We start from the raw sequence: 22527 nt of genomic DNA on the forward strand, positions 1-22527 counted from the left end.
CATGGAAGACGAGATCGACCCGCACAGCATCGTCGTCGGTGTCGACGGCTCCGAGCACGCCGAGCGCGCCGTGCACTGGGCGACCGAGCAGGCCCACCTCGAAGGCCGGCCGCTGGTGCTCGTGGCCACGGTCAACGCCACGGCCGGGGCGGGATGGCTGGACATCGGTGCCGCCTACACCTACGAGCCGAGGGCGGCGCTCGAGGGTGCTCTGGCTCTCGCCGAGGAGAGCCTGGCGCTGGTGCGCCGGATCCGCCCGGGCGTGCGTGCCGCGGCCACGGCCCGGCTGGGAGATCCGCGCGTCGTGCTCGTGGACCTCTCGCGCCGGGTCCACCTGGTGGTGGTGGGCTCGCGCGGGCGCGGTTCGCTGCGCAGCAGGCTGCTCGGCTCGGTGAGCGCCGTCGTGGTCCGGGACGCGGAGTGCCCGGTCGTGGTCTGCCGACCCCGCGACCCCACGGACCCGGCCGACCAGGGGATCCTGGTCGGCGCGGACGGCACGGTGGAGTCCGGCCCGGTCCTGGACTTCGCCTTCGCGCAGGCCTCGCGCACCGACCAGGCCCTGACCGTCATGCACACCATCTGGGACGAGCGAGCGGCAGCGGAGGGCCCCGAGCTCGCCTCGGCGCGGGAGCCCGGCCTCGACGAGCCCCGGCTCCTGCTGTCCGAGAGCGTCGCCGGGTTCCGCTCGACGTACCCCGACGTCGACGTGGACCTGGTCCTGGCCCGCGGCCTGGCCGAGGAGTGCCTGGCGGACACCAACGGCTCGTGGGACCTCATCGTGGTCGGCCGGCACCCCGTGGACACCGTCTTCCGGCTGATGTCGGGCGCGGTCGCCACCGCGGTGCTGGAGGGCGCGCGGACCACGGTAGCCATGGTCCCGCAGGCCGCCCCCACCGAGTGAGGCAGCGACCATGACCCAGGTCGTCCCCCCAGGGTGCGTGGTGGTCGCCGCCGACGGCTCCGCCCACGCCGAGCGCGCACTTCGGTGGGCCGCGCACCAGGCCCTGCTGCAACGGCGGTCCCTCGCGGTGCTCACCGCCGGCGAGGACGTGGAGTCGACGAACGACGACGCGGCCAGGCAGGCGCGAGGGATCGTGGGTGACGACGTCGAGGTCCTCGCACTGACCACCTCGGGGGATCCGCGCACCGCCCTGGTGGAGGCCTCCCGCCTGGCCCACGTCGTCGTGGTGGGCTCCCGCGGTCGCGGGGCGATCCGCAGCGCGCTGCTGGGGTCGGTCAGCGCGGCGGTCAGCAAGCACGCCACCTGTCCGGTCGTCGTGTGCCGCCCGCAGGAGACCGCTGGTGGCCACGGTGTGCTCGTCGGCGTCGATGCGACGCCCCTGTCCCAGCCCGTTCTCGACTTCGCCTTCGCCTTCGCCTCGCACAACGCGATGGCGCTGACAGCAGTGCACTGCGTGTGGGACGTCGTCGCGGCGGTGGAGGGCCACCAAGGTGTCTCGACCGGGTCCACGTCCCCGATCCCTGCCGACGACGAGACCAGCGCCGCGCTCGCCACCGCCACCGCGGGCTTCCGGGAGCGCTACCCCGACGTCCCACTCACCCTGCAGGTCGCGCACGGCCTCGCGGACGAGGTCCTGGGCAGCCGGTCCGCGGCGGCCTGGGACCTGGTCGTCGTGGGCAGGCACCCTCTCGACACCCTCAGCAGGCTGGTCACCGGCTCCATCGCCACCTCGGTCGTCGAGCGGGCGCGGACCACCGTCGCCGTGGTCCCCGTCCCGCCCGAGACCGGCGTCCTGTGAGACCTTCCTAGGCGTTGCTCGACCGCTGCTCGACCGGGTCGTCAGGGCAGCCGAGCCCCGCGGCTCCTGCCGTTGCCCCGCCCGACCTTGACCAGCCCGTCCACGAGCACGAGAACGACGGATGCGGCCACGGCCATCGCCCACCCCGACGGCTCGGGGAACGCACCGCCCAGCAGGTCCGCGACCGGTGGGAACCCGACGAACACGAGCAGCAGCACCAGCTCGACCGCGACCGCGACCAGCAGGAGCCGGTTCGACGTCAGGTCCAGGCGCCACACCGGCAGCCGCGTGCTGCGGCACGCGAAGGAGTTCGCCACCTGCATGCACGCGATGGTCGCGAAGGCGGTGCCGGAGGCCAGCGCCAGGCTCTGCGCGCCCGGAGTGGTTCCCCACCGCCAACCGTCCGCCCACAGGACCGCGGCGAAGGCACCGAGCGCCAAGGTCGCCTCGGTGCCGCCGAGGACCAGGAAGGCGCGCACCGCCAGCGCCCGGTCGACCAGAACCCTGCGTCGTCGTCCCTTCATGACATCCGAGCGTGGTGGCTCGGCCCCGAGCGCCAGCGCCGGCAGCATGTCCGTGCCGATGTCGAGCGCGAGGACCTGCAGGACGCTGAGCGCCAACGGGAAGGTGCCTCCGGTGAGCGCCCACGCCGCGAAGGGCGCCAGCTCGGCGACATTGTCGGTGAGGTGGAAGGTGAGGAAGCGGCGGACGTTCTTCGTGGTCGCCCGGCCCAGCTCGATCGCCGTGACGATGGTGGCGAAGTGGTCGTCGAGCAGCACGAGGTCGGAAGCCGACCGGGCGACGTCGCTGCCGCCGAGACCCATGGCGACGCCGACGTCGGCTGCGCGGAGCGCAGGCGCGTCGTTGACGCCGTCGCCGGTCATCGCCACGACGTGCCCCCTGCTCTGGAGGGCCTTCGCGATCCGCAGCTTGTCCGCGGGCGATGCCCGGGCGACCACGGCGCCGTGGGGCGTGTCGATCAGCTCGGCGAGCACAGCGTCGTCCGCGGGCAGCTCGCGGCCCTCGACGACGACGCCACCGTCGCGCAGCAGCCCGATCTCGCGGGCGATGGCCTGCCCGGTCGCGGGGTGGTCACCGGTGATCATCGCGATCCGGATCCCGGCGTCGCGACAGCTGCGCACGGCCTCGGCGACGTCCTCGCGTGGCGGGTCCTGCAGACCGAGCAGGCCGAGGAGCTCGAGGTCCTCCTCCATGGCATCGGAGGCTTCGCCGTCCCAGGTCCGCCGCGCCACCGCGAGCACACGCAGACCTGCTCCGGTCATCTCGTCGAGCGCGGCGCTCAAGGAGACAGGTACCGCCTGGCACCGGGCCATCACGGCCTCCGGGGCGCCCAGCACGGACACCTGGCCGTCGGCGAGGGCGGAGCTGATCATCCGCTCCGCGGTGTAGACCCGCCTCGCGTCCGGCTCCGCGACGGGCACCTCGGCCCGCAGCGCGAGGGCGTGGATCGCGGCCTCGAGCGGGTCGCCCTCGGCGATCCACCCCCCTTCCTTCTCCACCACGCGACCGGTGACGCACCGCAGCCCGGCGAGCGCGGCGGCGCGCAGCTCGGCGGGGGGGCCGTCTCCGCTGATGTCGGCGCGAGGGGCGTAGCCGTCGCCGGCGACGTCGTGCCTGCCGCCGCGCGTCTCGACCGCGACGACGTTCATCCGGTTCTGCGTGAGCGTGCCGGTCTTGTCGGTGCAGATGAAGGTCGTCGCCCCGAGGGTCTCCACCGCGTCGAGCCGGCGGACCAGCGCGTCCTCCGCCGCCATGCGCTGGGCTCCGCGGGCCAAGGAGAGCGTCACCGTCGGCAGGAGGCCTTCGGGGACCAGCGCCACCGACACCCCCACCCCGAAGAGGAACGCCTCCGTGGCGCCGAGGCCGAGGAAGTACCCGCCGACCCCGAGCGCCGCCCCGACGGAGAAGGCGACGACGGCGACGACCCTGACCACCTTGTTGAGCTGCTGGTGGAAAGGGCTCTGCGGGCGATGCGCGGACTCGGAGAGCCGGGAGATCCCGGCGAACGCCGTCGCGGTCCCGACCGCCTCGACCGTGGCCCACCCCTCGCCCTCGACCAGATAGGTCCCCGTCAGGATCTTGTCCCCGACGCCGTGGGCGACCGCGGCGCTCTCCCCGGTCAGCATCGACTCGTCGACGGTGACGTTGTCGGTCTCGACGAGGACCATGTCGGCCCCCACCCGGTCGCCCGCCTCCACCCGGACGAGGTCGCCGACCACGAGGTCACTCGCGTCCACGACGACCTCCTCACCGGAGCGGACGACCCGGGTCCTCGCGGGCAGCAGCGCGCGCAGCTGCTGTGCCGACCGGTCGGCGCGGTGCTCCTGCCAGAAGGCGAAGACCCCGTTGAGGACGACGATGACGGCGATGGCGATGGCGAGCTCCGGCATCCCGGCCACAGCCGCCAGCACTGCCGCGACCCAGAGCAGCACCGCGAGCAGGTGCGTCATCTGCCGCAGCAGGTCCAGCCAGGGTGCCTGCCGGCGGGGCTCGGGCAGGGTATTGGCGCCGTACTGCTCCCTGCGCTGGGCCACCTGCTGCTCGGTGAGGCCGCGCACCTGCGGTGGGTCGGTCCTCATGGTCATCGCCGGGAGCCGTTCAATCCAGGGGCGCGACGCGACGCCGGTCGGAGTCGACCGGCGCCACGTGGACCGCTGCCCGTCTCAGTGGTGGAACGAGGTCCCCTCCTCCGCGGTCAGCGACTCCTTCAGCCCGTGCTTGTCGAGGATCTTCAGCTCCCGCTTGTAATCCTCGAGCAGCAGGCTGGCCATGTCCCGGCTGAAGTCGTGACGCACCAGGATCCGCTGGATCGCCAGGTCCTCGCGGTCCGGCGGCAGCGTGTACGCCGGGACCTGCCACCCTCGGGTGCGCAGCCGGTCGGCCAGGTCGAAGAGGGTGAATCCGTGGTCGACGCCCTCCTTGAGCTTCCAGGTCAGCCCGGGGATCCCGCCGCGGCCGTCGTAGATGAGCTCGAAGGGGCCCATCTGTGCGATCTCGTCGGCGAGGTACTGGGCGGTGTGGTAGCCGGCCTCGTGCACCTTGCGGTATCCCTCGCGGCCGAGCCGCAGGAAGTTGTAGTACTGCGCCACGATCTGGCCGCCGGGGCGGGAGAAGTTCAAGGCGAAGACCGCCATGTCGCCGCCGAGGTAGTTCACGTGGAAGACCAGGTCCTCGGGGAGGTCCTCGGCGTCGCGCCACACGACCCAGCCGACCCCCAGGGGGGCGAGGCCGAACTTGTGCCCGGAGGCGTTGATCGACTTCACCCGCGGCAGCCGGAAGTCCCAGACCCGTTCCGGCTCGCAGAAGGGCGCGATGAAGCCCCCGCTGGCGCCGTCGACGTGCATGGGCACGTCGAGCCCGGTGTCCTCCTGCAGCTTGTCCAGCGCCGCCGCGACCTCGGCCACCGGCTCGTACTGACACGTGAAGGTGACGCCCAGGGTGGGGATGACACCGATGGTGTTCTCGTCGACCCGCTTGAGCACCTCCTCGGGGTCCATGATCAGCCGGTCGCCCTCCATCGGGATCTCCCGGTGCTCGACGTCCCAGTAGCGGGTGAACTTGTGCCAGCAGATCTGCACCGGGCCGGTGACCAGGTTGGGCCGGTCGGTGGGCTTGCCCTCGGCGCGCCGCCGTTCGCGCCACTTCCACAGCAGGGCCAGCCCGCCGAGCATGGCCGCCTCGCTGGACCCCGTCGTCGAGGTGCCCATCGTGTCCGCCGCCTCAGGGCTGTTCCACAGGTCGGCGAGCATGTGCACGCACCGGGCCTCGAGCTCAGCGGTCTGGGGATACTCGTCCTTGTCGATCATGTTCTTGTCCACCGACAAGGTCATCAGGTCGGAGACCTCCGGCTCCACCCACGTCTGGCAGAACGTCGCCAGGTTCTGCCGCGAGTTGCCGTCGAGCATCAGCTCGTCGTGGACGACCTGGAAGGCGTGGCGTGGCGGGCGCTCCTCGTCGGGGAACTTGTACTTCGGCATCGCGACCGACAGGTCGGTCGCGGCGAAGACGTCGTCCTCGAGCGCGCCGCGGACCGAGTTCTTGTTGTGCAGCATGGATGTCGCTCCTCACTCGGGACAGCACTGGTGAGCACCGTCCCCGGATGCTGGGCGGAGGTCTACTCCCCCGGGCTTGCCGAGCGGGACGGGACCGTCTCCTCGGTGTCCAACTTGTCGAACAGCTTCTGCAGGTCCTCCGCCCGGTCAGGGCAGTAGGTCTTGATGACGGCCACGTCGTAGGCGATCACGCTCGGGTCGAGCACGACACGGCGCAGGTGCAAGGCGTTGTTGCCGAACTGGGCGAGTGAGAGCTGCTGCTGCAGCTCGTCGGCGTTCTCGCAGCTCACCCCGCCGTCGGTGCCGTAGAGGGCCCTGGCCGACTCCTCGTTGACCGTGGGCAGGTCCACGTCCCGCAGGTTGTCGTTGAGCTCCTTGGCGAGCTGCTTGGCCCGGTCGCTGTCGGGGCTGTCGGCCGTGCCGGTGGCCGAGCACGCGGAGAGGGCCAATCCGACCGCGACGGCCAGCGCCGCCACCCGCCGCGCGGGCGAGCCGGGTGCTGCGTGGTGTGCTGCGCGGTGTGCTGCGCGGGGTGCTGCGCGGTGTGCTGCGCGGTGGAGGTTCGTGTTCATCGGACTCAGGCCTCCTGCTCGGACGTGTCGGAGTGCGTGTGGTCCGGGGTGGCCTCGACCTTCCACTCCGGCTTGCGGAACCGGTAGAGGACGAACGGCCAGACGCCCAGCACGATGATCCCGGCGACCAGGAGCAGGATGTAGGGCACCTGAGGCAGCGCGTCGGAGTTGCCGGACGGCTCGACGAAGCCGAGCAGGAATGCGGCGACGCTGGCGACGAAGCCGACCGTGCCGACCACCGGCATGGCGGGGGTCCGGAAGCCGCGCTTGACCTCGGGATGGGTGCGGCGCAGCCGCATCGCGGCCAGGAACATGACCATGTACATCAGCAGGTAGAGCTGCACCGCCATCGCGGTGAGGATCCAGAAGACCGACTGCACCGAGGGCAGGATCGCGAACAGCACCGCCATCGCGGTCACGATGAGACCCTGGACCATCATGATCGGGACCTGCATGCCCCGGCTGTTCGTCCCCTGCAGACGCGGTGGGAGGTAGCCCTCCTTGCCCACCATGAGCAGGCCGCGGCTCGGCCCGGGGATCCAGGTGACCACCGAGGCGAGGATGCCGATCACGATGAGCAGCGACATCACCGCGGTCCCCCACGGCATCCCGAGTCGGTGGAAGAACACGTCGAAGGCCTGGAGCACGCCTTGGGTCAGGTTGACGCTGGAGCCCTCCACCGCGACCGAGATGGCCAGGGTCGGCAGGATGAAGACGAACAGGATCAGCACCACCGAGAGCACGATCGCCTTCGGGAAGTCGATGCTGGGCCGGCGCATGTTCGTCACGTGCACGGCGTTCATCTCCATGCCCGCATAGGACAGGAAGTTGCTGACGATCAGCACGATGCTGGCCAGCCCGGTGAACTTCGGGAACCACTCCGCGTCCCCGATCGGCGCCAGCTGCGACTTACCGCCGTCGACCATGAACAGGACGGCGAAGACGATCAGGCCTGCCGCCGGCACGATGGTGCCGACCAGGAACCCCCAGGTGCCCACCTTGGCGAACGCATCGACGCCGCGGGTCGCGATCAGGGTCGAGAGCCAGTACACGACCAGGATCACCAGCCCCGTGAACAGGCCGGAGTTCGCCAGCCCCGGGTTGAACACGTAGGCCAGCGCGGAGGCGAAGAACGCCAGCTGCGCGGGGTACCAGGCCACGTTCTGCATCCACTGCTGCCAGATGGCGAAGAACCCGATCTGGTCGCCGTAGGCCTCCTTGACCCAGACGAAGACACCGCCCTTCCAGCCGCTGGCCAGCTCTGCGGCCACCAGGGCCACGGGCACCATGAACAGGATCGCGGGCAGGACGTAGAGGAAGATCGACGCCCAGTCGTAGGCCGCCATCGCCGGCAGGCCGCGCACGCTCGCCACGGCCGTGGCGATCAGGATCGCCATCGACATCCAGCCGATGTACGCGCCAGCGCCCTTCGACCCGGCGCCGTTCGAGCCTGTGCCCGAGCCTCGCGACGAGGCCGACGGTTCGTTCCCCTGAGTCGTCATGCTGCCCCCTGCTGTCAGAAGAGAAGCGACCTGGGACCCAGGCCGGTGACGCGACACGATCGCCGAGTTCGACGTTAGGAACGACCGACGGACCGGGTCAACCCTGTCCTTCGGCCCGGGTCGGGGGACCGGCGTCGCCGGCCGGGGGGCGCTCGCGCCGCCTCAGTGGCGGGGACGAGGCCGTCGCGCGGGAGGGCATGACCTGCGGCGCGTCGCGCAGCGATAGAGTCCGCGCCGCGGGCGACCGCCCGCCAGACATCGAGCCCGGGCGGAGGCGGCCATGACGGACAGCGACGTCGACGTGACCGAGGCGTGGCGAGCCCTCGTCGAGGCGCACGACCGGCTGATCCGCGTCTTCGAGGCTCACCTCAAGGACCGCTACGGGCTGACGAAGGCCAAGTTCGACATCCTGCGGCGGCTGCTCGAGGCGGAGGGGCACCGCGCGCGCACGCAGGAGCTGGCCCAGGCCCTCTTCTACAGCAGCGGCTCCGCGACCAAGGTGATCGATCGCCTGGTCGAACGGGGACTCGTGAACCGCAGTGCGCACGACACCGACCGCCGGGTGGTCTTCGTCTCCCTCACCCCGGCCGGCCTGGCGCTCGCCCGTGAGGTCGTGGAGGAGCACCGGGCGCTGATCCACAAGAGCCTGGCTCGGTTCGAGAGCGCCGCCGAGGCGAACCACGTGCTCGCCTACCTCCACCGCCTCGCCGAGGGTTCTTAGGACACCGGCCAGCACACCGGCCGCCCCGCGCTGCCCCGCCGGGCACTCGACGGGGTCGCCGGGATGTCGTATCTCACTTCTCCGCCGATTACGGGGTCGTTCGCGCCGTTCTTATAGTTGCCAACGCAGATACTGCAGCGGCAGATATCCAGCCGTTGTGGCACGACGCATCGCGCTGGGAGTTCGACGATGACCCATCACGCTCCGCGGCGCCGTGCCCGGGGTCTGAGGCGCGGCATCCGGATCGCCATCACGCTGGCACTGGTCACCACCGGTCTGGCAACAGTCGGGGCCACCACCGGCCAGGACACCGCCGAAGCCGTCTTCGCCGGCCCCTCGAGCAAGGGCCGGTACGTCGACGTCATCGACTGGATCCAGTGGGGAGCCCGCAACAACGAGATCGTCCTGCAGAACCCGCAGAGCACGAAGACCGTGACCTCCACTCGCCGGCTCGGCGACCAGACCCTCCAGGTCGCGTGCACCGTCAGCGGGCTGCGCTGGGAGCCGCCGCTCGAGACCGGCCCGAACGGCTCCACCACCGGCCAGACGCTCACCCCGCCGCTGGTCGCGTACACCCCGGGCAGCTGGGCGGGCGACGCCCTGGACGACCTCTACAACATCGGCGGCGCCGGCTACGCCGAGCAGACGCCCGGCCGCAGGCCCGTCTTCCCCGACGACTTCCGCAACCCCAACACGATGGCGATCGGGCTCGGCAACCCCAACCCCGGACTGCGCGACGGCGCGCCCTCCCCGGTCACCGAGGACGAGACCGACGGCGCCCGGATGTCGTTCGACTTCTCCTGCAGTGCCAGCCTCGACGGCGAGCCGATGCCGCTGGAGGGGATCGTCTTCGCGGACGCGGAGGCCTCGAGCTCGCGCGACTACGCCTTCACCGGGGAGAACGTCGGCCCCGAGTGGGTCCAGGCCAGCGCCACCGACCCGAACGCGACGTGGCGCCTGCTGGAGCAGGAGCGCACCTGCACGCAGGCGTCGAGCATCGCCACCTGGCAGGGCGACGCCCTGCGCATGGGGGTGGACGGGCAGGAGTGCACCTACCAGAACGGCAACGCCTGGCCCACCCCCGACCCCTACGGCCACGGGCCCACCGCGGTGGCGTTCCTGGAGAACGCCACCGGCGCCGCCAGGGTCTCCGCACGGGTAGAGACCCAGGGGCGTGGCTACAGCGCCATCGCACTCGGCTACGTGCTCACCAGCGACTTCGGCGACGCGCCGCTCAGCTACGGCCGGGCGGGCGCGCTGCTCCAGCCCTCGTGGACCGACGGCGCGATCCGCAAGGGCGTCACGACCAACCTGTCCACCGCTGCACAGGCGCGCTACGAGCTGCCGAGGCGCAGCATCCTGGGTGACAGTGTCGACGCCGAGCAGAGCTATCGCGACAGCGTCCCGGCAGATGGTGACGACGTCCACGGCACCGGCGACGAGGACGGCCTGAGCGCCTCGTCGCTCGCCCGGGACGGGTTCGCCCTGCCGGCCAGGGTGCTCGACGCGTCGAGCCAGCAGCCCTTCGTCGTCGAGGACGTCGCCTGCTACGGCTCGAGCACCGGGCCGGCGTACGTCTCGGCCTGGATCGACTGGAACGGCAATGGGACGTTCGACGACGGAGAGCGCTCGGCCACCGCGGAGTGCGCGGCGGGCGGCCCGCACTCCGTCGACCTGACCTGGACGGTGCCCGCCGACACCAGCCCCGGCGGCGCCCACACCTACCTCCGGCTCCGGATCGCCGAGGACCGGTCGTCCGCCGAGAAGCCCCTCGGCGTGTCGCAGCGCGGCGAGGTCGAGGACTACCGCCTCGAGGTCCCTGCTCGTCTGGTCGTGGACAAGACCTGGGTCGTCGACGGCGAGCGCTACCCGCACGGCAGCCAGCCCGACGGGCTCGACGCCCGTCCCACGCTCGCCCCGGCAGCTGAGGAGACGACCGATGCCGCGGCCGACGCGGGGCCCGAGTGGGGCGCCTGGCAGGACGGCCACCGGCCCGGCGACGAGGTCCGGATCGGCGAGGAGGTCCTCATCGACGACACACTCGTCGGCTGCACGATCACCGGCAGCACGCTGACCGGCGACGGTCTCCCGAGCGACGGCGTGGACCTGCGCAAGGGCACGACGAGCGTCGCGGTGACGCTCCCGAAGTCCTCGAACCGCTACCAGGTCACCAACGAGGTCGCCTGCACGCAACGCCTCACCCTGGTCAAGAAGGTCGAGTACGGCGAGCGCGCCCCGACCGACTGGGGCCTGTCCGCGACGGGCCCGGCGGAGGCGCTGCCCGGCCACCGGGACGCCTCGAGCGGCACCACGGTCGAGGTCTCCGCGGATGTCGCCTACCGGCTCAGCGAGCGCGGTCCCGACGAGTACGTCGCCACCGAGGAGGGCTGGCAGTGCGTCGACGAGCGGACGGGCAGCGAAGTGGACGTGCCCGACGACGCGGTGACGCTGCGCCCCGGCCAGGACGTCTCCTGCACGATCACCAACACCACCGCCCGGCTCTCGCTCGTCAAGGAGGTCGAGGGAGGTGACGCCGAGCCTGACGACTGGACGCTGACGGCGCAGCCGCAGGCTTCCGACCTCGACCTCGACCCCGACCTCGATCTCGCCGAGCACGAGACGGCGGGCAACGCCTCGCTGGACGAGGCCCCCACCTGGGAGGTCCGCCCGGACCAGCCCTACCGGATCGGCGAGCGCGCCAGCGCCGTCGCACCCGAGGGCTACCACCTCGACCGGGTCGAGGTCAGCACCGACGGCGGACGCACGTGGCAGGCGGTCGACCCGGACGAGGTGGTCACCGTCCCAGCCGGGACCCACGCCGTCTACCGGTTCGTCAACCAGTCGACGCCGTCCCTGACGTTGCCGACGACCGGTGGCGTCGGCCGTGGTGCCTACCTCGGCGGCGGGATCCTCCTGCTGTCCCTCGGGGCGCTCCTCGGCCTGCGCCGCGGCGCCCGCGCCTGGCGAGCCCGCCACAGCTGATGTCCACCGTGCCGCGTCCGGTGGACCCCAGACCGCGCCACGCCCGTGGCGTCACATCGTCCGGCTGCCATCACGACAGCGCGGACGCGTAGGAAGGAAAGAACACCCGTGTCACACACAGGCATGAACCGGAGGAGGCGCCTCCTCGCCGCGGTCGGTGCCCTGACCCTGGGAGCCACCCTGGGCATGGCGCCGGGCGCCAACGCCGCGCCCAGCCTCGGCAACATCGACGAGGACGCCGCCGGCTCGATCACCGTGCACAAGCACGAGAACCAGGTAGACACCGACGCCGAGCAGAAGCCCGACGGCAGCGGGGATCCGATCCCCTCTGCGCCCGTCGCAGGCGTGGAGTTCACCGTCTACGAGATCCTCGACGCCAACGGCGAACCTGTCGACCTCACCGTGCCCGCCAACTGGGACCACCTCGAGGACCTCAAGGTGTCCGAGGACGGCCGCACCCTGAGTGGCGGCCCCGAGGCCCCGAGCGGTCCGTGGACCGTCGGTTCCGCGAAGGACGTCGGCACGACGGGCGCCGACGGCACGACCCGCCTCGACCTGGACCGCATCGGCGCCTACGTGGTCGTGGAGACCGACGCACCGGCGTCGGTCGTCCAGCGGGCGAACCCGTTCGTGGTGACCATCCCGCTGCCCTTCGAGGGCGGCTGGCTCTACGACGTGCACGCCTACCCCAAGAACGGTCTGGTGGACATCACCAAGTCGGTCACCGAGCAGCCCGCGGACGGCCTCGGCCTCGGCAGCAAGGTCTCCTTCCCGGTGACCACCCGGGTGCCCGGCCTCGCCGAGGGCACCAGCTTCGACAACTACGTCGTGCAGGACACCCTCGACGAGCGGCTGGGCTCGGTCGGCGTCGCCAGCGTCACCCTCGACGGCAAGGACGTCGACCCGTCGCACTACGACGTCGAGGTCGACGGCAACACCGTGCGCGTCGAGTTCACCCCGGACGGCCTGGCCTGGCTCGGCACCCAGGGTGACGAGCGGCTCGTGACGACGTTCGAGGGCACCGTCGAGTCCCTCGGCGACGGCACCATCACCAACGAGGCGACGGTGTTCGTCAACGACCCCGACGAGTCGAACGGCATCACCTCGAACACCGTCGACACCAACTGGGGCGACGTCGTCGTGAAGAAGACCGACGCCGCCAGCCCCGGGACCGGACTGAAGGGTGCGGTCTTCGAGGTCTACGCCGCCGCCGACCCCTACGGCGCGGACTGCAGCCAGGCTCGCCCCACCGGCTCGCCGCTGACCGTGGACGGCAAGTCGACGTTCACCTCGGACGCGGACGGCAAGATCTCCATCCCCGGCCTGTTCGTGAGTGACAGCGTCAACGAGAAGGCGGGCGCGAGCACGCGCTGCTACGTCCTCAAGGAGGTCGAGGCGCCGGCCGGCTTCGTCACCCCGAGCGGGGACGACGCCTACACCCCCGTCTCGGTCCGCATCGGCGCCACCACCAGCGTCGACGTCACGATCGAGAACGTGCAGCAGAAGGTTCCCTCGCTGCCCGACACCGGTGGCCAGGGCCGTACGGCGCTGTTCGTGGGCGGTGCCCTGCTGCTCGCCCTGGCGATCGCGGTCCGCGAGGTCATGCGCCGGCGAGCGGCCCAGTCCTGACGGGCCCGCGAGCCGCAGGTGCCGATGCGCACGTCCCCGACGAGCCGTCCTTCCTCCCGCACGGGGGGAAGGACGGCCTCGTCCGTCGTGGGGTCCGTCGTGGTGGCGCTCCTCATCGTGCTGGGCAGCGGGCTGCTGCTCTACCCGAGCGCGGCGAGCTGGTTCAGCGCTGTCAACCAGGCCGAGGTCGTCGAGTCCTACAAGGCGGAGCTGGACCGGGCCTCGCCGAAGGAGGTGGCCGCCCACCTGCGGCGAGCGAAGCGCTACAACGCCGCCCTGACCAGCGGCGCCCTGCTCGAGGCCGGGACCCGCAAGCCGTCTGCCGACGGCACGCCCGGCGACACCTCCCCTGACGCGTCCCCCGACGCCGCGCTCGACTACGACTCGATCCTCGACCTCAACGGCTCGGGCGTGATGGGGCACGTGGTCATCCCCGACATCGACGTCGACCTGCCGCTCTACCACGGCACCTCCGACGAGGTGCTGCGCAAGGGAGCCGGCCACCTCGAGGGCTCGCACCTGCCGGTCGGCGGCCGCGGCACGCTCTCGGTCATCGCGGCCCACCGGGGCCTTCCCACCGCCACGATGTTCGACGACCTCGACCACCTCGAGCTGGGCGACCGGTTCATCATCGACGTCTTCGGCACCGCGCTCGTCTACGAGATCACGAGCACCGAGGTGGTCGATCCGGACGAGACCGAGGCACTGCGCCCCGTGCCCGGCAAGGACCTGGTGACACTCGTGACCTGCACCCCGCTCGGGGTCAACAGCCACCGGATCCTGGTCACCGGCGAACGGGTCGACGAGGTGCCGCCGGAGGCGGTCGAGGAGGCCGGGAGCGACGGTCCTGGCTTCCCGTGGTGGGCGCTGGGCGGCGCCGCCGCCCTCGTCGTCGCCCTCGCGCAGGCCCGACCACGCCGACGCAAGTCGAGGCCCGAGCAGCCGTAGCCGCGCTCCGGGCTCGACGGCAGGGTCTGCGGCATTGTTCCTGTGCGTGACCACGGAGCGTCGGCAGATGCGTGTGGGGGAAGGTACAGACGTGACGGTGCGACAGGCCCACATCCATGCCGCGCGACCCGCGACGCCCGGCCGCGCCGCGCAGGTGTTGCTGCACTGGCTGCCTCTCGGCGCGGGTGCACACTTCGTGGCGTTCAACGGCCGCGTCTATGAGGCTCTCTGCGCCCGACGGCAGCACCGGCGGCCCGCGCCACTCTTCCATGCGGCTCTGTCACTGCGCCTGGGCGAAGCGTCGTACGTGATCGAGATGGGCCCCGCGTGGGGCAACACCGTCCCCGACCGCGGCGTCGTGGTCGAGGGACCCGTAGGGCTGCGCGTCCTCGGACGCTCACAGCTCTTCCGCTACGAGGTGCGGGCCTGGCGGGGTGGATCGATCCCGGACCTGGAGCTCGCGGTCGGCGACCCCACTGTGATGAGCGAGGACCCCGTGCGCGCATCGCGCCTCCTGGAACTGGTGGACGAGGTGCCGTCGCTCACCTGGGGTCGTGACGAGCTCGGCCTCGGCGAGATGTGGAACTCCAACTCGATCATCGCCTGGCTGCTCCTCCGCAGTGGCCACGACCTGCGGCGCGTCCGGCCTCCTGCCGGAGGAAGGGCCCCGGGATGGGGCAGTGGCATCGCGCTGGCCGTCCGCTGACGAGGCCCAGGGCCCGAAATGTGGCTCTTCCCAGATGAGGGTGTAGCGGGCGCTGGCGTGGCGGTCGGTCAAGTCCGCTGGGGTGGTGTACGAGGTTGATCCCTCGGTTGGGCGTGTCGCTCAGGCTGTGAGGGCCTGAAGCGCGGGTTCGACCACCACCTCCTCCTCGGTGGTGGTGTCGACGGCCTGGGCGCGGGCGAGGACGTCGAGTCCGAGGTAGCGGCGGCCTTCTGCCCACTCGTCGTGCTGCTCGGCCAGGACAGCGCCGACGAGGCGGATGATGCTGGCGCGGTCGGTCGAACTGGGCGTGCACGGCGTCGGCGTCGGGCTGGTCGTAGATCGAGTGCAGCAGCGCCTTGACCCACGGCCAGGACGACTTCGGGGTCGCGGACATGAGGTTCGCCGCGTAGTGCGTCCTGCAGCGCTGCCAGGCCGCGCCGGGGATGGTCGCCGCGATCGCCGCGACCAGGCCGGCGTGGGCGTCGCTGGTGACGAGCTTGACGCCGGTCAGGCCGCGGGCGGTGAGATCTCTCCAGAAGGCGAGCCAGCCGGCACCGTCCTCGCTGGTGGTGACCTGCACGCCGAGGATCTCGCGGTGTCCGTCGGCGCGTTGACGAACGTCGGTCAACAGGTCCCGCATCAGGTCAGGGCTCGCCTGGGACAGCTGCTCGTTCAGGAAGCGGGCAGGGTCGATACTGGGCACAGCGGGACTGCCCCGAGCTTGGTTGATGCCTGACCTGTGAGGGTCGGGCTGCCTACGGCACGGTGTGGTGGCGCGCCAGAACACGTGGGCGTTGAATCCTCACGTCCTGCACCCCGTCGGAGTAGTGCACCAGGTCAGGCTCTCCTAGGTCGCAGAGGCCGATTCGGGCAGTGAGGTTCTGCTCGATCGTCTCGATCACGGCCTCGCGCAGGGGCCACGGCTCGTGCTCGACCGGAGTGACCAGCAGTCGTCCCGCATGCACCGTGTAGGCACGCCAGCGACTGGTGAGCCACACCTCGAGCTCGCTCGGTGCGATGGAGGCTCCGAGCCTCACGCTCAACCGGTAGGACGCGGGGTCCCTGGACCGGTGGCCCGCGTAGGTGACGACGCTCCCGTCGTGCGCCACGCTGAGGTCGCCGGGGCGGTACCGCGCCCCGACTGCCGCGCGCATCGCTGTTGCGAGCGCGGCACTGCCGATGTCGAGGCTCAGGAACCACAGGCCGTCGCGGCCGTCGGCGTCACGGACGTAGGTCCGCAGGTTGGTCTCCGGGGTGCTGGTGATCCTCGCCAGTGCGGGCCACCGGCTGTAGGGCCAGTGCGGTGGGACACCAGGCGGCCGGATCTTGGCCAGGACGAAGGGGGTCAGTCCAACCCAGGCGGCTCCGTCGTACGTGTCCACCGTCAGCCCGTCGGGAAGCAGGGCCTGCACGCGGCCTGGGTCGGCCTTCCAGTGCACGAAGCTGAGTGTCTCCCAGGACATGCGCAGCAGCGGCAACGAGATGTGCTGCTCCGTCGTGCGACTGGCCACGGTCCTGTTCGCTTTCTCAGAGGCTCCTGGCGCCGCGGTCCGGCGCCAGCGCTGGTCCGATCCAGCGGTCGGCCACGAGTCCTGTGGTCAGCGAGTAGACGGTCTTGTGCAGCAGGTCGAGCCGGCGCTCGGCGGCGGGCCAGGCCGCAGGGGGCGCGCCCGCGCCAGTGGCGTTCTCGACTGTCTGGTCGAAAGCGAGCCGCACGATCGTGTGCGCAGCGCTTGCCTGGGGACCCCGGAGGCCAGTGACGGACCAAATGCCCCGCAGCGCGCCCACCGCGGCGCCTGTGCCCCAGTGCATGGCGTGGTTCCAGCCCGCGGGTCTGACCGTGTCGCAGACCGGCCTGCCCGTCAGGGCCAGTAGAGCCCGCGCCGGGACGTAGGAGTTGGGGCGACCGGTGATGCGCTGCTCGAGTTTTTCGCCGACGGTCATGGCCGCTACTCCCACCAAGCCGGCTGCAGCGCCCTGCAGTGCGGCTCGGCGGAGCGTATGGGTGCGGTACGACGCCATGGCGACCTCCTCGCGTGTCAGGAAACAGAGTGCTCGTGCCTCCATGAGGTGCCCATCTTGTTGCTGGCGATGCGTCCGGGGGTTGCGTTCCGACAATCAACGCCGACAGAGCCCCGTGGGGTGGTGGGCTTTGAGGTGCTCCTCGGTGCCTCCACGTCGCTGCTCTCGATGGCGGCGACCGGTCAATATCGCTGGTGTCGTAGAGCTCGGCCATAGACCCCTCGGAGAGATAGCGACGGTCGCCGGCGATCCACTCGTCGTGCCTGTCGATCAGCACCGCTCCGACGAGCCGGATCTTGTTGACCCGCTCGAGCGGGTTGGTCGACCAGATCTTGCGCCAGTGCTCGCGTGGGAACGCGGTGAAGGCGAGGACTTCGACCTTGGCGTCGTCCATCAACGGACCCAGCTTGGGGAACCGGGCGGGGAGGTCGTCGCGGGTCTTGTCCTACGCCGCGTGGACGTCCTCGGGCGGTGGGCTGGGCGAAGATCATCCGGAACGCCGTCGCCACCAGTTCGGCCTGTCCCTTGGGGACGTGGGCCAGCAGGTTGCGGGGGTGTTGCGGACGTGGAGGTAGGTCGCATCCAGGTAGACGTAGGGGAACTTCACGTGATCCAGGGCGCGGGTGCGGAACGCGCCCACGGTCTCGTCGAGGTGGCGCAGATCCTGGAGACTTCGGACTCGCTGGTCCCGACCGCGCCCATTGCTTCGATCAGGTCGTCGACGCTGCGGGTGGAGGTGCCGTGGACCTAGGCCTCCATCACGACCGCGCACAACGCCTGGTCGCTGCGCTCATCCGGTGCGGCGCCGATGCGTTCGGTTGCTTCGAGCTCGATCAGCTCCTGCAGGGCGACACGGACCGAGTCACGGACCAAGTCGACACCATCACCGGCACGGAACGCCTCAAGGAGCTCGGACAGGGCAGACTGGGGCAAGGCCATCGGTGGACCTCTTCTTCGATGAGTGCTTGGCCGTACACGCCGAAGATCCCGCCGATGGCCGCCTACGTCTTCACGCCTCGCCGACAGCCCTCAAACCCCCACCACTCCCAGGGACTCTCCTCACTCCGAGCGCACGGTCAGCTCGCTGGCAACGCCCGAACACGCGGCCGCGAGCGCTGCACGCGCTTTCCGCTGCATCTCAGTCGCACCCCGTCTTGGGGAGATTCGCGTCGAACCGGATGTGATCACGGCCCGCACAGCCACGTCGAGCCTCCGCCATCGCGGGTGCCCGCAACCGCTGAGGGTAGACCGCGCCCGAGAACTCCTCCGTGGCGGCGCCACGCCCCAGCGTGGGTGCCGCGCGACCCAGCACAGACGGCCAGCAACGCGAGGGTGCTCCCGCAACGCGGGCTGGTGATCCAGCCTCACCAGGTCGGGCGGTCGCTGCCTCCCCCGGACGCGGGCGCGGAGGCGTCCTGCTGGCTGGCGCGACGCCGTGCTGCGCCGCTCATGCGCTCCTGGAGCTCGGCGGCCTTGTCCACCTCCGGCGAATCCGCGTCGGCGGTGGTCTCGCGCTGCGGCGCGCCGGACATCTTCTCCATCAACCGCTGCGATGCTTCGTGCAGCTGTTCGGCCTCCGACATCGCACCGTCAGAGGCGGGAACCCCCGGTTCGCCAGAACCGTCCTCGCTGTCCTCCCCGCCACCATCCTCACCCTGCTCGCCGTCCTCGCCCGACTCACCATCCTCCGCGGCGTCGCCGTCCTCCGACGAGTCGGCATCGTCGGAGGAGGTGTCGGTCTCCCCCGCCTCCGCGTCGGACGACGCTTCGTCGCTGGACGCCGAGTCGTCGTCGGACTGCTCTCCCTCCGCTGCGTCGTCCTCCTCCGACCCGGTCGCCGAGCATCCTTCAGCACCGGCGAGCAGCTGCTGGGCCTGGGCCCACCGGGCTCGGGCGTCGATCCGGTCCCCCGCCTCGTCCAGCTCGTCGCCGAGCACTTCGAGGGCGAGGGCCCCGTTCAGCACCACGCGACACAGCGCGTCCTCCGGGGCGATGGCGCGGGCGCGGCCGAACAGCTCGGCGGCCTCGAGCCAGCGCCCTTGGGAGAAGACGGCGACGCCGAGGTCGTACGGCGCCTTCCACCGCTCGACCACGTCGATCCGGTCAGCCACGCGGAACCAGCGCTCGGCATCGGCGAAGCGTTCCTCTCTCCAGGCCCGCTCCCCCATGACCGCGCTCGTCCCGAGCACCCCCAGGTACGCCGTCACCGCGATCATCCCGGTCAGACCCAGCATTCCTGCACGTCGCACCCGGCTGCGTCGCCTGGCCTCGACCGGGTCGTCGAGGCCGCCGTCCCTCAAGCCCTGGACTCGCTCGCTGCCGCGCGATGGTCGCCGAATCACGATGCCTCCTTGATCTCACGCCAACGGCGTACCGCCACCACCAGGTGGGCCAGCAGGAACGGCACCAACGCGAGTGCCACGATCCAGTAGTGCTCCGCGCCCGGCACCAGCTCGCGCTCGGGACCGGCCGCCTGGACGGTGGTGTCGGGCAGGCCGTCCGCACCACTGCGGTGGGCGTAGGTGCCCGAGAGCTCCTCGGCGATGCCACGCAACGCGTCCTCATCGATCACCGAGCGCTGTTGCACCCCGTCGCGGGTGACCAGGGCCGAGTCGTCCGGGGCGATGGGCATCACGCCGCCGGCACTCGTGCCGTACCCGAGCACCCACGCCTCGTGCACCAGGTCGGCCAGGGGCGCGAACGAGGCGCGCGCGGCCGCCTGGGTCTGCTCACCGTCGCCCGCGTAGACGATCATCCGCCGGTTCCCGGGCCGCAGCTCCGCCGCCCTGACGAGCACCTCACGGGCGAGGTCGACACCGACGGAGACATCCGATCCGGTCGCCTTCGCGGACGGTCGCCAGCCCACGGTCCTCAGGGTGGTGACCACGCTGTTCACGTCGGTCGTGGCCGGGACCAGGACGCGCGCTGTGTCGTCGAAGGTGATCACTGTGACGTGGGCGCCGGCGGCGTCCGCGACCAGTGCGGCGAGGTCCTCCCCGGCGCCTTCCATCCGTGAACGCCCACCGCGGTGGTCAAGCGCACCCATGGACGCAGTGCGGTCGAGCATCACCACGACGTCCGCAGCGACGGCGACCGGTGTCTCGACCTCCTGCTCCCCGGAGGGCCGCAGCGCGATCACCACCAGCCCGGCGGCGACGAGGACCCGCACCGCCCCCGTCACCCCTCCCGCCCGTGATGCTCGTCCCCAGTCCTTCGCCGTCGCCACCACGATCGCCGCGAGCCCGGCGACCGTCAGGGCCACCAGCCACCACTCCGACTGCCAGGTCACCTGCGTCTCCTCTCTGCCGTCGAGGACAGCCCGAGACCCACCAGCGCGAGGAGGACGCCCGGGACGATGACGTCGAAGCTGCGGTCCTGAGCCAGGGCCAGCAACGCGGTGCGCTCCTGGTCCTTCACCGCGCGCGTGATCACCACCGTGTTCGTGGGCTCCTCGGGGGTCAGCACCAGGACGTCGCCGTGGGTGCGCGCGGTCTGTGCGCGCAGCTCGGCCGTGGCGTGGGGCTGGGCTCCTCGCGGCGTCACCCCGAACACCATGACGCCGCGCTCGACCGCGAGGTCGGTGGCCTGCGGCAGGGTGTAGATGGAGTCACCGGAGACGAGGTTGTCGGTGGCCAGGACCAGCGTGCGGGCCCGCGTCTCGTCGGGACGGTCGAAGTGCTGCACACAGCTGGCCAGACCGTCTCCCACGAGCGACGACCCCGACGCGGGGGCGGTCGTGCCGGCCACGGGCTCCTCGGAGAGGAGCTCCTCGCGGGCGGCCGTGAGCCTCCTCGCCACTTCGTCGTGGTCGTCGGTCAGGGCGAAGCCGGTGACGGCGTTGGCATCGAACATCACGAAGCCGATGCGCTCCTCGGTGAGCTCAGCGCTCAGCGCCACATAGGTGTCGAGGACGTCCTCGACCACCGGCACCATCGACCCCGAGACGTCCATGCACAGCACGACGTCGCGCTGCTGGAGCGCCTCGTCCTCGTCGGTGACCATCACGAACCGGGCGCCCAGCAGCGCCGTACCGGCCACGGCCAGGGCCACGCCGATGAGCCCGAGCCGACGGCGACGTGACTCTGTCCGGACGATCGTCCTCCATGACGGCAGCTCTCGAAGCCGTTCGGCGCCGGCGACCGGGACCCTGTCGCCGCGGGAGGCGCGGGCGCCCCAGCGCCACGCGGCCAGCGCCGTCACGAGGGCGGCCCCGACGACCGCGGCGCCGACCCACCACTGGATCAGGGCCACCTGTTCACCACCGCCAGCGCACGAGTGCCGCCGTCGGCGACGTGGGCGGCGCTCGGAGACCGGCCCTCGGCCTGGAAGACCATGTCGGCCAGCTCGACGAGCACCTCGACCGCCGGAGCCAGCCGGGGGTCCCGCTCGGCCGCCCGGAGCCAGTCCGCGCGGGTCGTGAAGTCGAGGTCGGTCGCCGTCACCGTGCCGAGGAAGGCCCGCACCTCACCGCTGATCTGCGCCGCCGCGCGCCGACGCTCGACGTCGTCGCGGAGAGTAGCCGCGTCGGCAAGCAGCGCCTCGATTCGACCGGTGGCGGCGGCGCGCAACGCGTCGACGTCGACGCCGCCCGCCGGCGCGGTCTGCCGCAACGCACGTCGTACGACGAGCGCCACCAGCACGCTCCCGGCGAGGCACACGACCGCGGCCGCCCACCACCAGTGTGCGTAGAGGACGGGCGGGTTGATTCGTTCGAGCTCAGCGGCCACGCCGCCTCCCCTCCATCAGTGACAGCAGGTCAGGGATCGCGTCCTCGAGCCGGGCCAGCCGGACGTGGGGCACGCCCAGCCGTCGCAGGGCCGCGTCCAGTCGTTCGTGACGGTCGGCATCGGCGGCGGCCAGCTCGGCCGCGAGGACCGGATGCGCGCCGACGAAGCCGGGCACGGGCCGGGCGGCGACGACGTCGGTGGCCGACACCCCGCGACGAGCGATGGCGGTGGGGTCGACGTCCGCGACGGTCAGCACCACCAGCTCGTGCTGGGCTGCCAACCGGACCAGACGGTGCTCCAAGGCGGTGTCGGGTTCCACGTCGCCCAGCACCAGCACCATCAGGGTGCGCCGGCGCATCGCGCCGGCGGCGTGGTCCAGCAGCTCGAGCGTGCGCTGCGCTCCGGCATCCGGTTCACAGGACTGCACCACCGCCTCCAGCATCCGCTCGAGGGCGACCTCCCGGGTGCTGGGGCGGGTGGCCGTGAGGCCGTGCGGGCCGGTGTGGACCATGCCGACGTGGTCGCCGGCACGCAGAGCGATCCAGCCGAGCAGTCCCGCCGCGGTCACGGCGACGTCGCGCTTGAGGTCGGTCGTCCCCGGTGCCCAGTGGGAGGCGGCCGCGAGCTCGCGCCCGGTGTCCACGACAAGCATCACCACGGCCTTGCGCTCAGCGACGTGGCGCTTGACGAGCAGGTCCCCGTGGCGGGCCGTGGCCTTCCAGTCGATGTCGGCGACGTCGTCGCCGGGCACGTAGGCGCGCAGGTCGGAGAAGTCGAGACTGCGCGAGTGCACCGTCGAGGCGTGCCGCCCGTCCAGCAGGGTGCGGACCCGCCGGCGGGCGATCAGCTCCGCCCGGGTGCGGACACGAGTGAGGAGCGCCATCG

General features: G+C 71.5%; 18 protein-coding genes and 2 pseudogenes. 7 read left to right on the forward strand and 13 right to left on the reverse strand.

Annotation, left to right across the window (positions count from 1 at the left end):
* The first annotated feature begins 1 nt into the window (after position 1).
* Positions 2 to 901 (forward strand): universal stress protein, encoded by a 900-nt coding sequence (locus KG111_RS12100; RefSeq protein WP_205292882.1) that lies wholly within the window; start codon positions 2 to 4, stop codon positions 899 to 901.
* Positions 902 to 911: 10 nt separating this feature from the next.
* Positions 912 to 1760 (forward strand): universal stress protein, encoded by an 849-nt coding sequence (locus KG111_RS12105; protein WP_205292881.1) that lies wholly within the window; start codon positions 912 to 914, stop codon positions 1758 to 1760.
* 41 nt (positions 1761 to 1801) lie between these two features.
* Here KG111_RS12105 and KG111_RS12110 read toward each other — a convergent pair whose 3' ends face one another.
* The 4 genes from KG111_RS12110 to gadC form a co-directional block, all read right to left on the reverse strand.
* Positions 1802 to 4360: a cation-translocating P-type ATPase gene (locus KG111_RS12110; protein ID WP_205292880.1), complete on the reverse strand. Its 2559-nt coding sequence runs from the start codon at positions 4358 to 4360 to the stop codon at positions 1802 to 1804.
* A gap of 84 nt (positions 4361 to 4444) precedes the next feature.
* The gene (gene gad, locus KG111_RS12115; protein ID WP_205292879.1) at positions 4445 to 5833 is read right to left on the reverse strand and encodes a glutamate decarboxylase; all 1389 of its coding nucleotides are present in this window, start codon (positions 5831 to 5833) and stop codon (positions 4445 to 4447) included.
* 62 nt (positions 5834 to 5895) lie between these two features.
* Positions 5896 to 6405, reverse strand: a complete 510-nt coding sequence (locus KG111_RS12120) for a hypothetical protein (protein ID WP_205292878.1) — start codon at positions 6403 to 6405, stop codon at positions 5896 to 5898.
* A 5-nt stretch (positions 6406 to 6410) separates the two neighbouring features.
* Positions 6411 to 7808 (reverse strand): glutamate/gamma-aminobutyrate antiporter GadC, encoded by a 1398-nt coding sequence (gene gadC / locus KG111_RS12125; protein ID WP_205292877.1) that lies wholly within the window; start codon positions 7806 to 7808, stop codon positions 6411 to 6413.
* Between the two features lie 379 nt (positions 7809 to 8187).
* Between gadC and KG111_RS12130 the strand changes: the two genes are divergently transcribed.
* The 5 genes from KG111_RS12130 (at position 8188) to KG111_RS12150 (ending at position 14893) form a co-directional block, all read left to right on the forward strand.
* Positions 8188 to 8628: a MarR family winged helix-turn-helix transcriptional regulator gene (locus tag KG111_RS12130; protein WP_205292876.1), complete on the forward strand. Its 441-nt coding sequence runs from the start codon at positions 8188 to 8190 to the stop codon at positions 8626 to 8628.
* A gap of 189 nt (positions 8629 to 8817) precedes the next feature.
* Positions 8818 to 11610, forward strand: a complete 2793-nt coding sequence (locus KG111_RS12135) for a CshA/CshB family fibrillar adhesin-related protein (protein WP_205292875.1) — start codon at positions 8818 to 8820, stop codon at positions 11608 to 11610.
* Between the two features lie 108 nt (positions 11611 to 11718).
* A complete protein-coding gene (locus KG111_RS12140) occupies positions 11719 to 13239 on the forward strand; it encodes a SpaH/EbpB family LPXTG-anchored major pilin (RefSeq protein ID WP_205292874.1) in 1521 nt (506 codons plus the stop codon).
* An 87-nt stretch (positions 13240 to 13326) separates the two neighbouring features.
* Positions 13327 to 14187: a class C sortase gene (locus KG111_RS12145; protein ID WP_205292873.1), complete on the forward strand. Its 861-nt coding sequence runs from the start codon at positions 13327 to 13329 to the stop codon at positions 14185 to 14187.
* A 91-nt stretch (positions 14188 to 14278) separates the two neighbouring features.
* On the forward strand, positions 14279 to 14893 hold the full coding sequence (locus tag KG111_RS12150; RefSeq protein ID WP_249666108.1) for a hypothetical protein: 615 nt from the start codon (positions 14279 to 14281) through the stop codon (positions 14891 to 14893).
* Between the two features lie 120 nt (positions 14894 to 15013).
* Here the strand turns inward: KG111_RS12150 and KG111_RS12155 are convergent.
* The 9 genes and pseudogenes from KG111_RS12155 to KG111_RS12195 all read right to left on the reverse strand — a co-directional run.
* Positions 15014 to 15497, reverse strand: a pseudogene (locus tag KG111_RS12155) (transposase); the annotation flags it as partial.
* Between the two features lie 151 nt (positions 15498 to 15648).
* Positions 15649 to 16404, reverse strand: a complete 756-nt coding sequence (locus KG111_RS12160; protein WP_249666109.1) for a YqjF family protein — start codon at positions 16402 to 16404, stop codon at positions 15649 to 15651.
* A gap of 16 nt (positions 16405 to 16420) precedes the next feature.
* Positions 16421 to 16915, reverse strand: a complete 495-nt coding sequence (locus KG111_RS12165; protein WP_205292925.1) for a hypothetical protein — start codon at positions 16913 to 16915, stop codon at positions 16421 to 16423.
* A gap of 187 nt (positions 16916 to 17102) precedes the next feature.
* Positions 17103 to 17854 (reverse strand): annotated as a pseudogene (locus tag KG111_RS12170) (transposase); the annotation flags it as partial.
* A gap of 425 nt (positions 17855 to 18279) precedes the next feature.
* Positions 18280 to 19149 (reverse strand): hypothetical protein, encoded by an 870-nt coding sequence (locus KG111_RS12175; protein ID WP_205293105.1) that lies wholly within the window; start codon positions 19147 to 19149, stop codon positions 18280 to 18282.
* Between the two features lie 104 nt (positions 19150 to 19253).
* Complete coding sequence (locus KG111_RS12180; protein ID WP_205293104.1) at positions 19254 to 20204, reverse strand: vWA domain-containing protein; 951 nt, start codon at positions 20202 to 20204, stop codon at positions 19254 to 19256.
* Positions 20201 to 21166 (reverse strand): vWA domain-containing protein, encoded by a 966-nt coding sequence (locus tag KG111_RS12185; RefSeq protein ID WP_205293103.1) that lies wholly within the window; start codon positions 21164 to 21166, stop codon positions 20201 to 20203. Before KG111_RS12185 ends, KG111_RS12180 begins: the two co-directional genes overlap by 4 nt.
* Positions 21157 to 21642 (reverse strand): hypothetical protein, encoded by a 486-nt coding sequence (locus KG111_RS12190; protein ID WP_205293102.1) that lies wholly within the window; start codon positions 21640 to 21642, stop codon positions 21157 to 21159. Before KG111_RS12190 ends, KG111_RS12185 begins: the two co-directional genes overlap by 10 nt.
* Complete coding sequence (locus tag KG111_RS12195; protein ID WP_205293101.1) at positions 21632 to 22525, reverse strand: DUF58 domain-containing protein; 894 nt, start codon at positions 22523 to 22525, stop codon at positions 21632 to 21634. The genes KG111_RS12190 and KG111_RS12195 overlap by 11 nt, the downstream gene beginning before the upstream one ends.
* Positions 22526 to 22527 lie beyond the last annotated feature (2 nt).

It is taken from the genome of Nocardioides faecalis (assembly GCF_018388425.1).
GTDB classification, from domain to species: Bacteria; Actinomycetota; Actinomycetes; order Propionibacteriales; family Nocardioidaceae; genus Nocardioides; species Nocardioides faecalis.

What these genes read in the sequence shown, in the direction of transcription:
- KG111_RS12195 (WP_205293101.1), bottom strand. Translation starts at nt 22,525, where the DNA reads ATGGCGCTCCTCACTCGTGTCCGCACCCGGGCGGAGCTGATCGCCCGC.
- KG111_RS12165 (WP_205292925.1), bottom strand. Translation starts at nt 16,915, where the DNA reads ATGGCGTCGTACCGCACCCATACGCTCCGCCGAGCCGCACTGCAGGGC.
- KG111_RS12175 (WP_205293105.1), bottom strand. Translation starts at nt 19,149, where the DNA reads ATGCTGGGTCTGACCGGGATGATCGCGGTGACGGCGTACCTGGGGGTG.
- gad (WP_205292879.1), bottom strand. Translation starts at nt 5,833, where the DNA reads ATGCTGCACAACAAGAACTCGGTCCGCGGCGCGCTCGAGGACGACGTC.
- gadC (WP_205292877.1), bottom strand. Translation starts at nt 7,808, where the DNA reads ATGTCGATGGCGATCCTGATCGCCACGGCCGTGGCGAGCGTGCGCGGC.
- KG111_RS12105 (WP_205292881.1), top strand. Translation starts at nt 912, where the DNA reads ATGACCCAGGTCGTCCCCCCAGGGTGCGTGGTGGTCGCCGCCGACGGC.
- KG111_RS12130 (WP_205292876.1), top strand. Translation starts at nt 8,188, where the DNA reads ATGACGGACAGCGACGTCGACGTGACCGAGGCGTGGCGAGCCCTCGTC.
- KG111_RS12135 (WP_205292875.1), top strand. Translation starts at nt 8,818, where the DNA reads ATGACCCATCACGCTCCGCGGCGCCGTGCCCGGGGTCTGAGGCGCGGC.
- KG111_RS12110 (WP_205292880.1), bottom strand. Translation starts at nt 4,360, where the DNA reads ATGAGGACCGACCCACCGCAGGTGCGCGGCCTCACCGAGCAGCAGGTG.
- KG111_RS12100 (WP_205292882.1), top strand. Translation starts at nt 2, where the DNA reads ATGGAAGACGAGATCGACCCGCACAGCATCGTCGTCGGTGTCGACGGC.
- KG111_RS12120 (WP_205292878.1), bottom strand. Translation starts at nt 6,405, where the DNA reads ATGAACACGAACCTCCACCGCGCAGCACACCGCGCAGCACCCCGCGCA.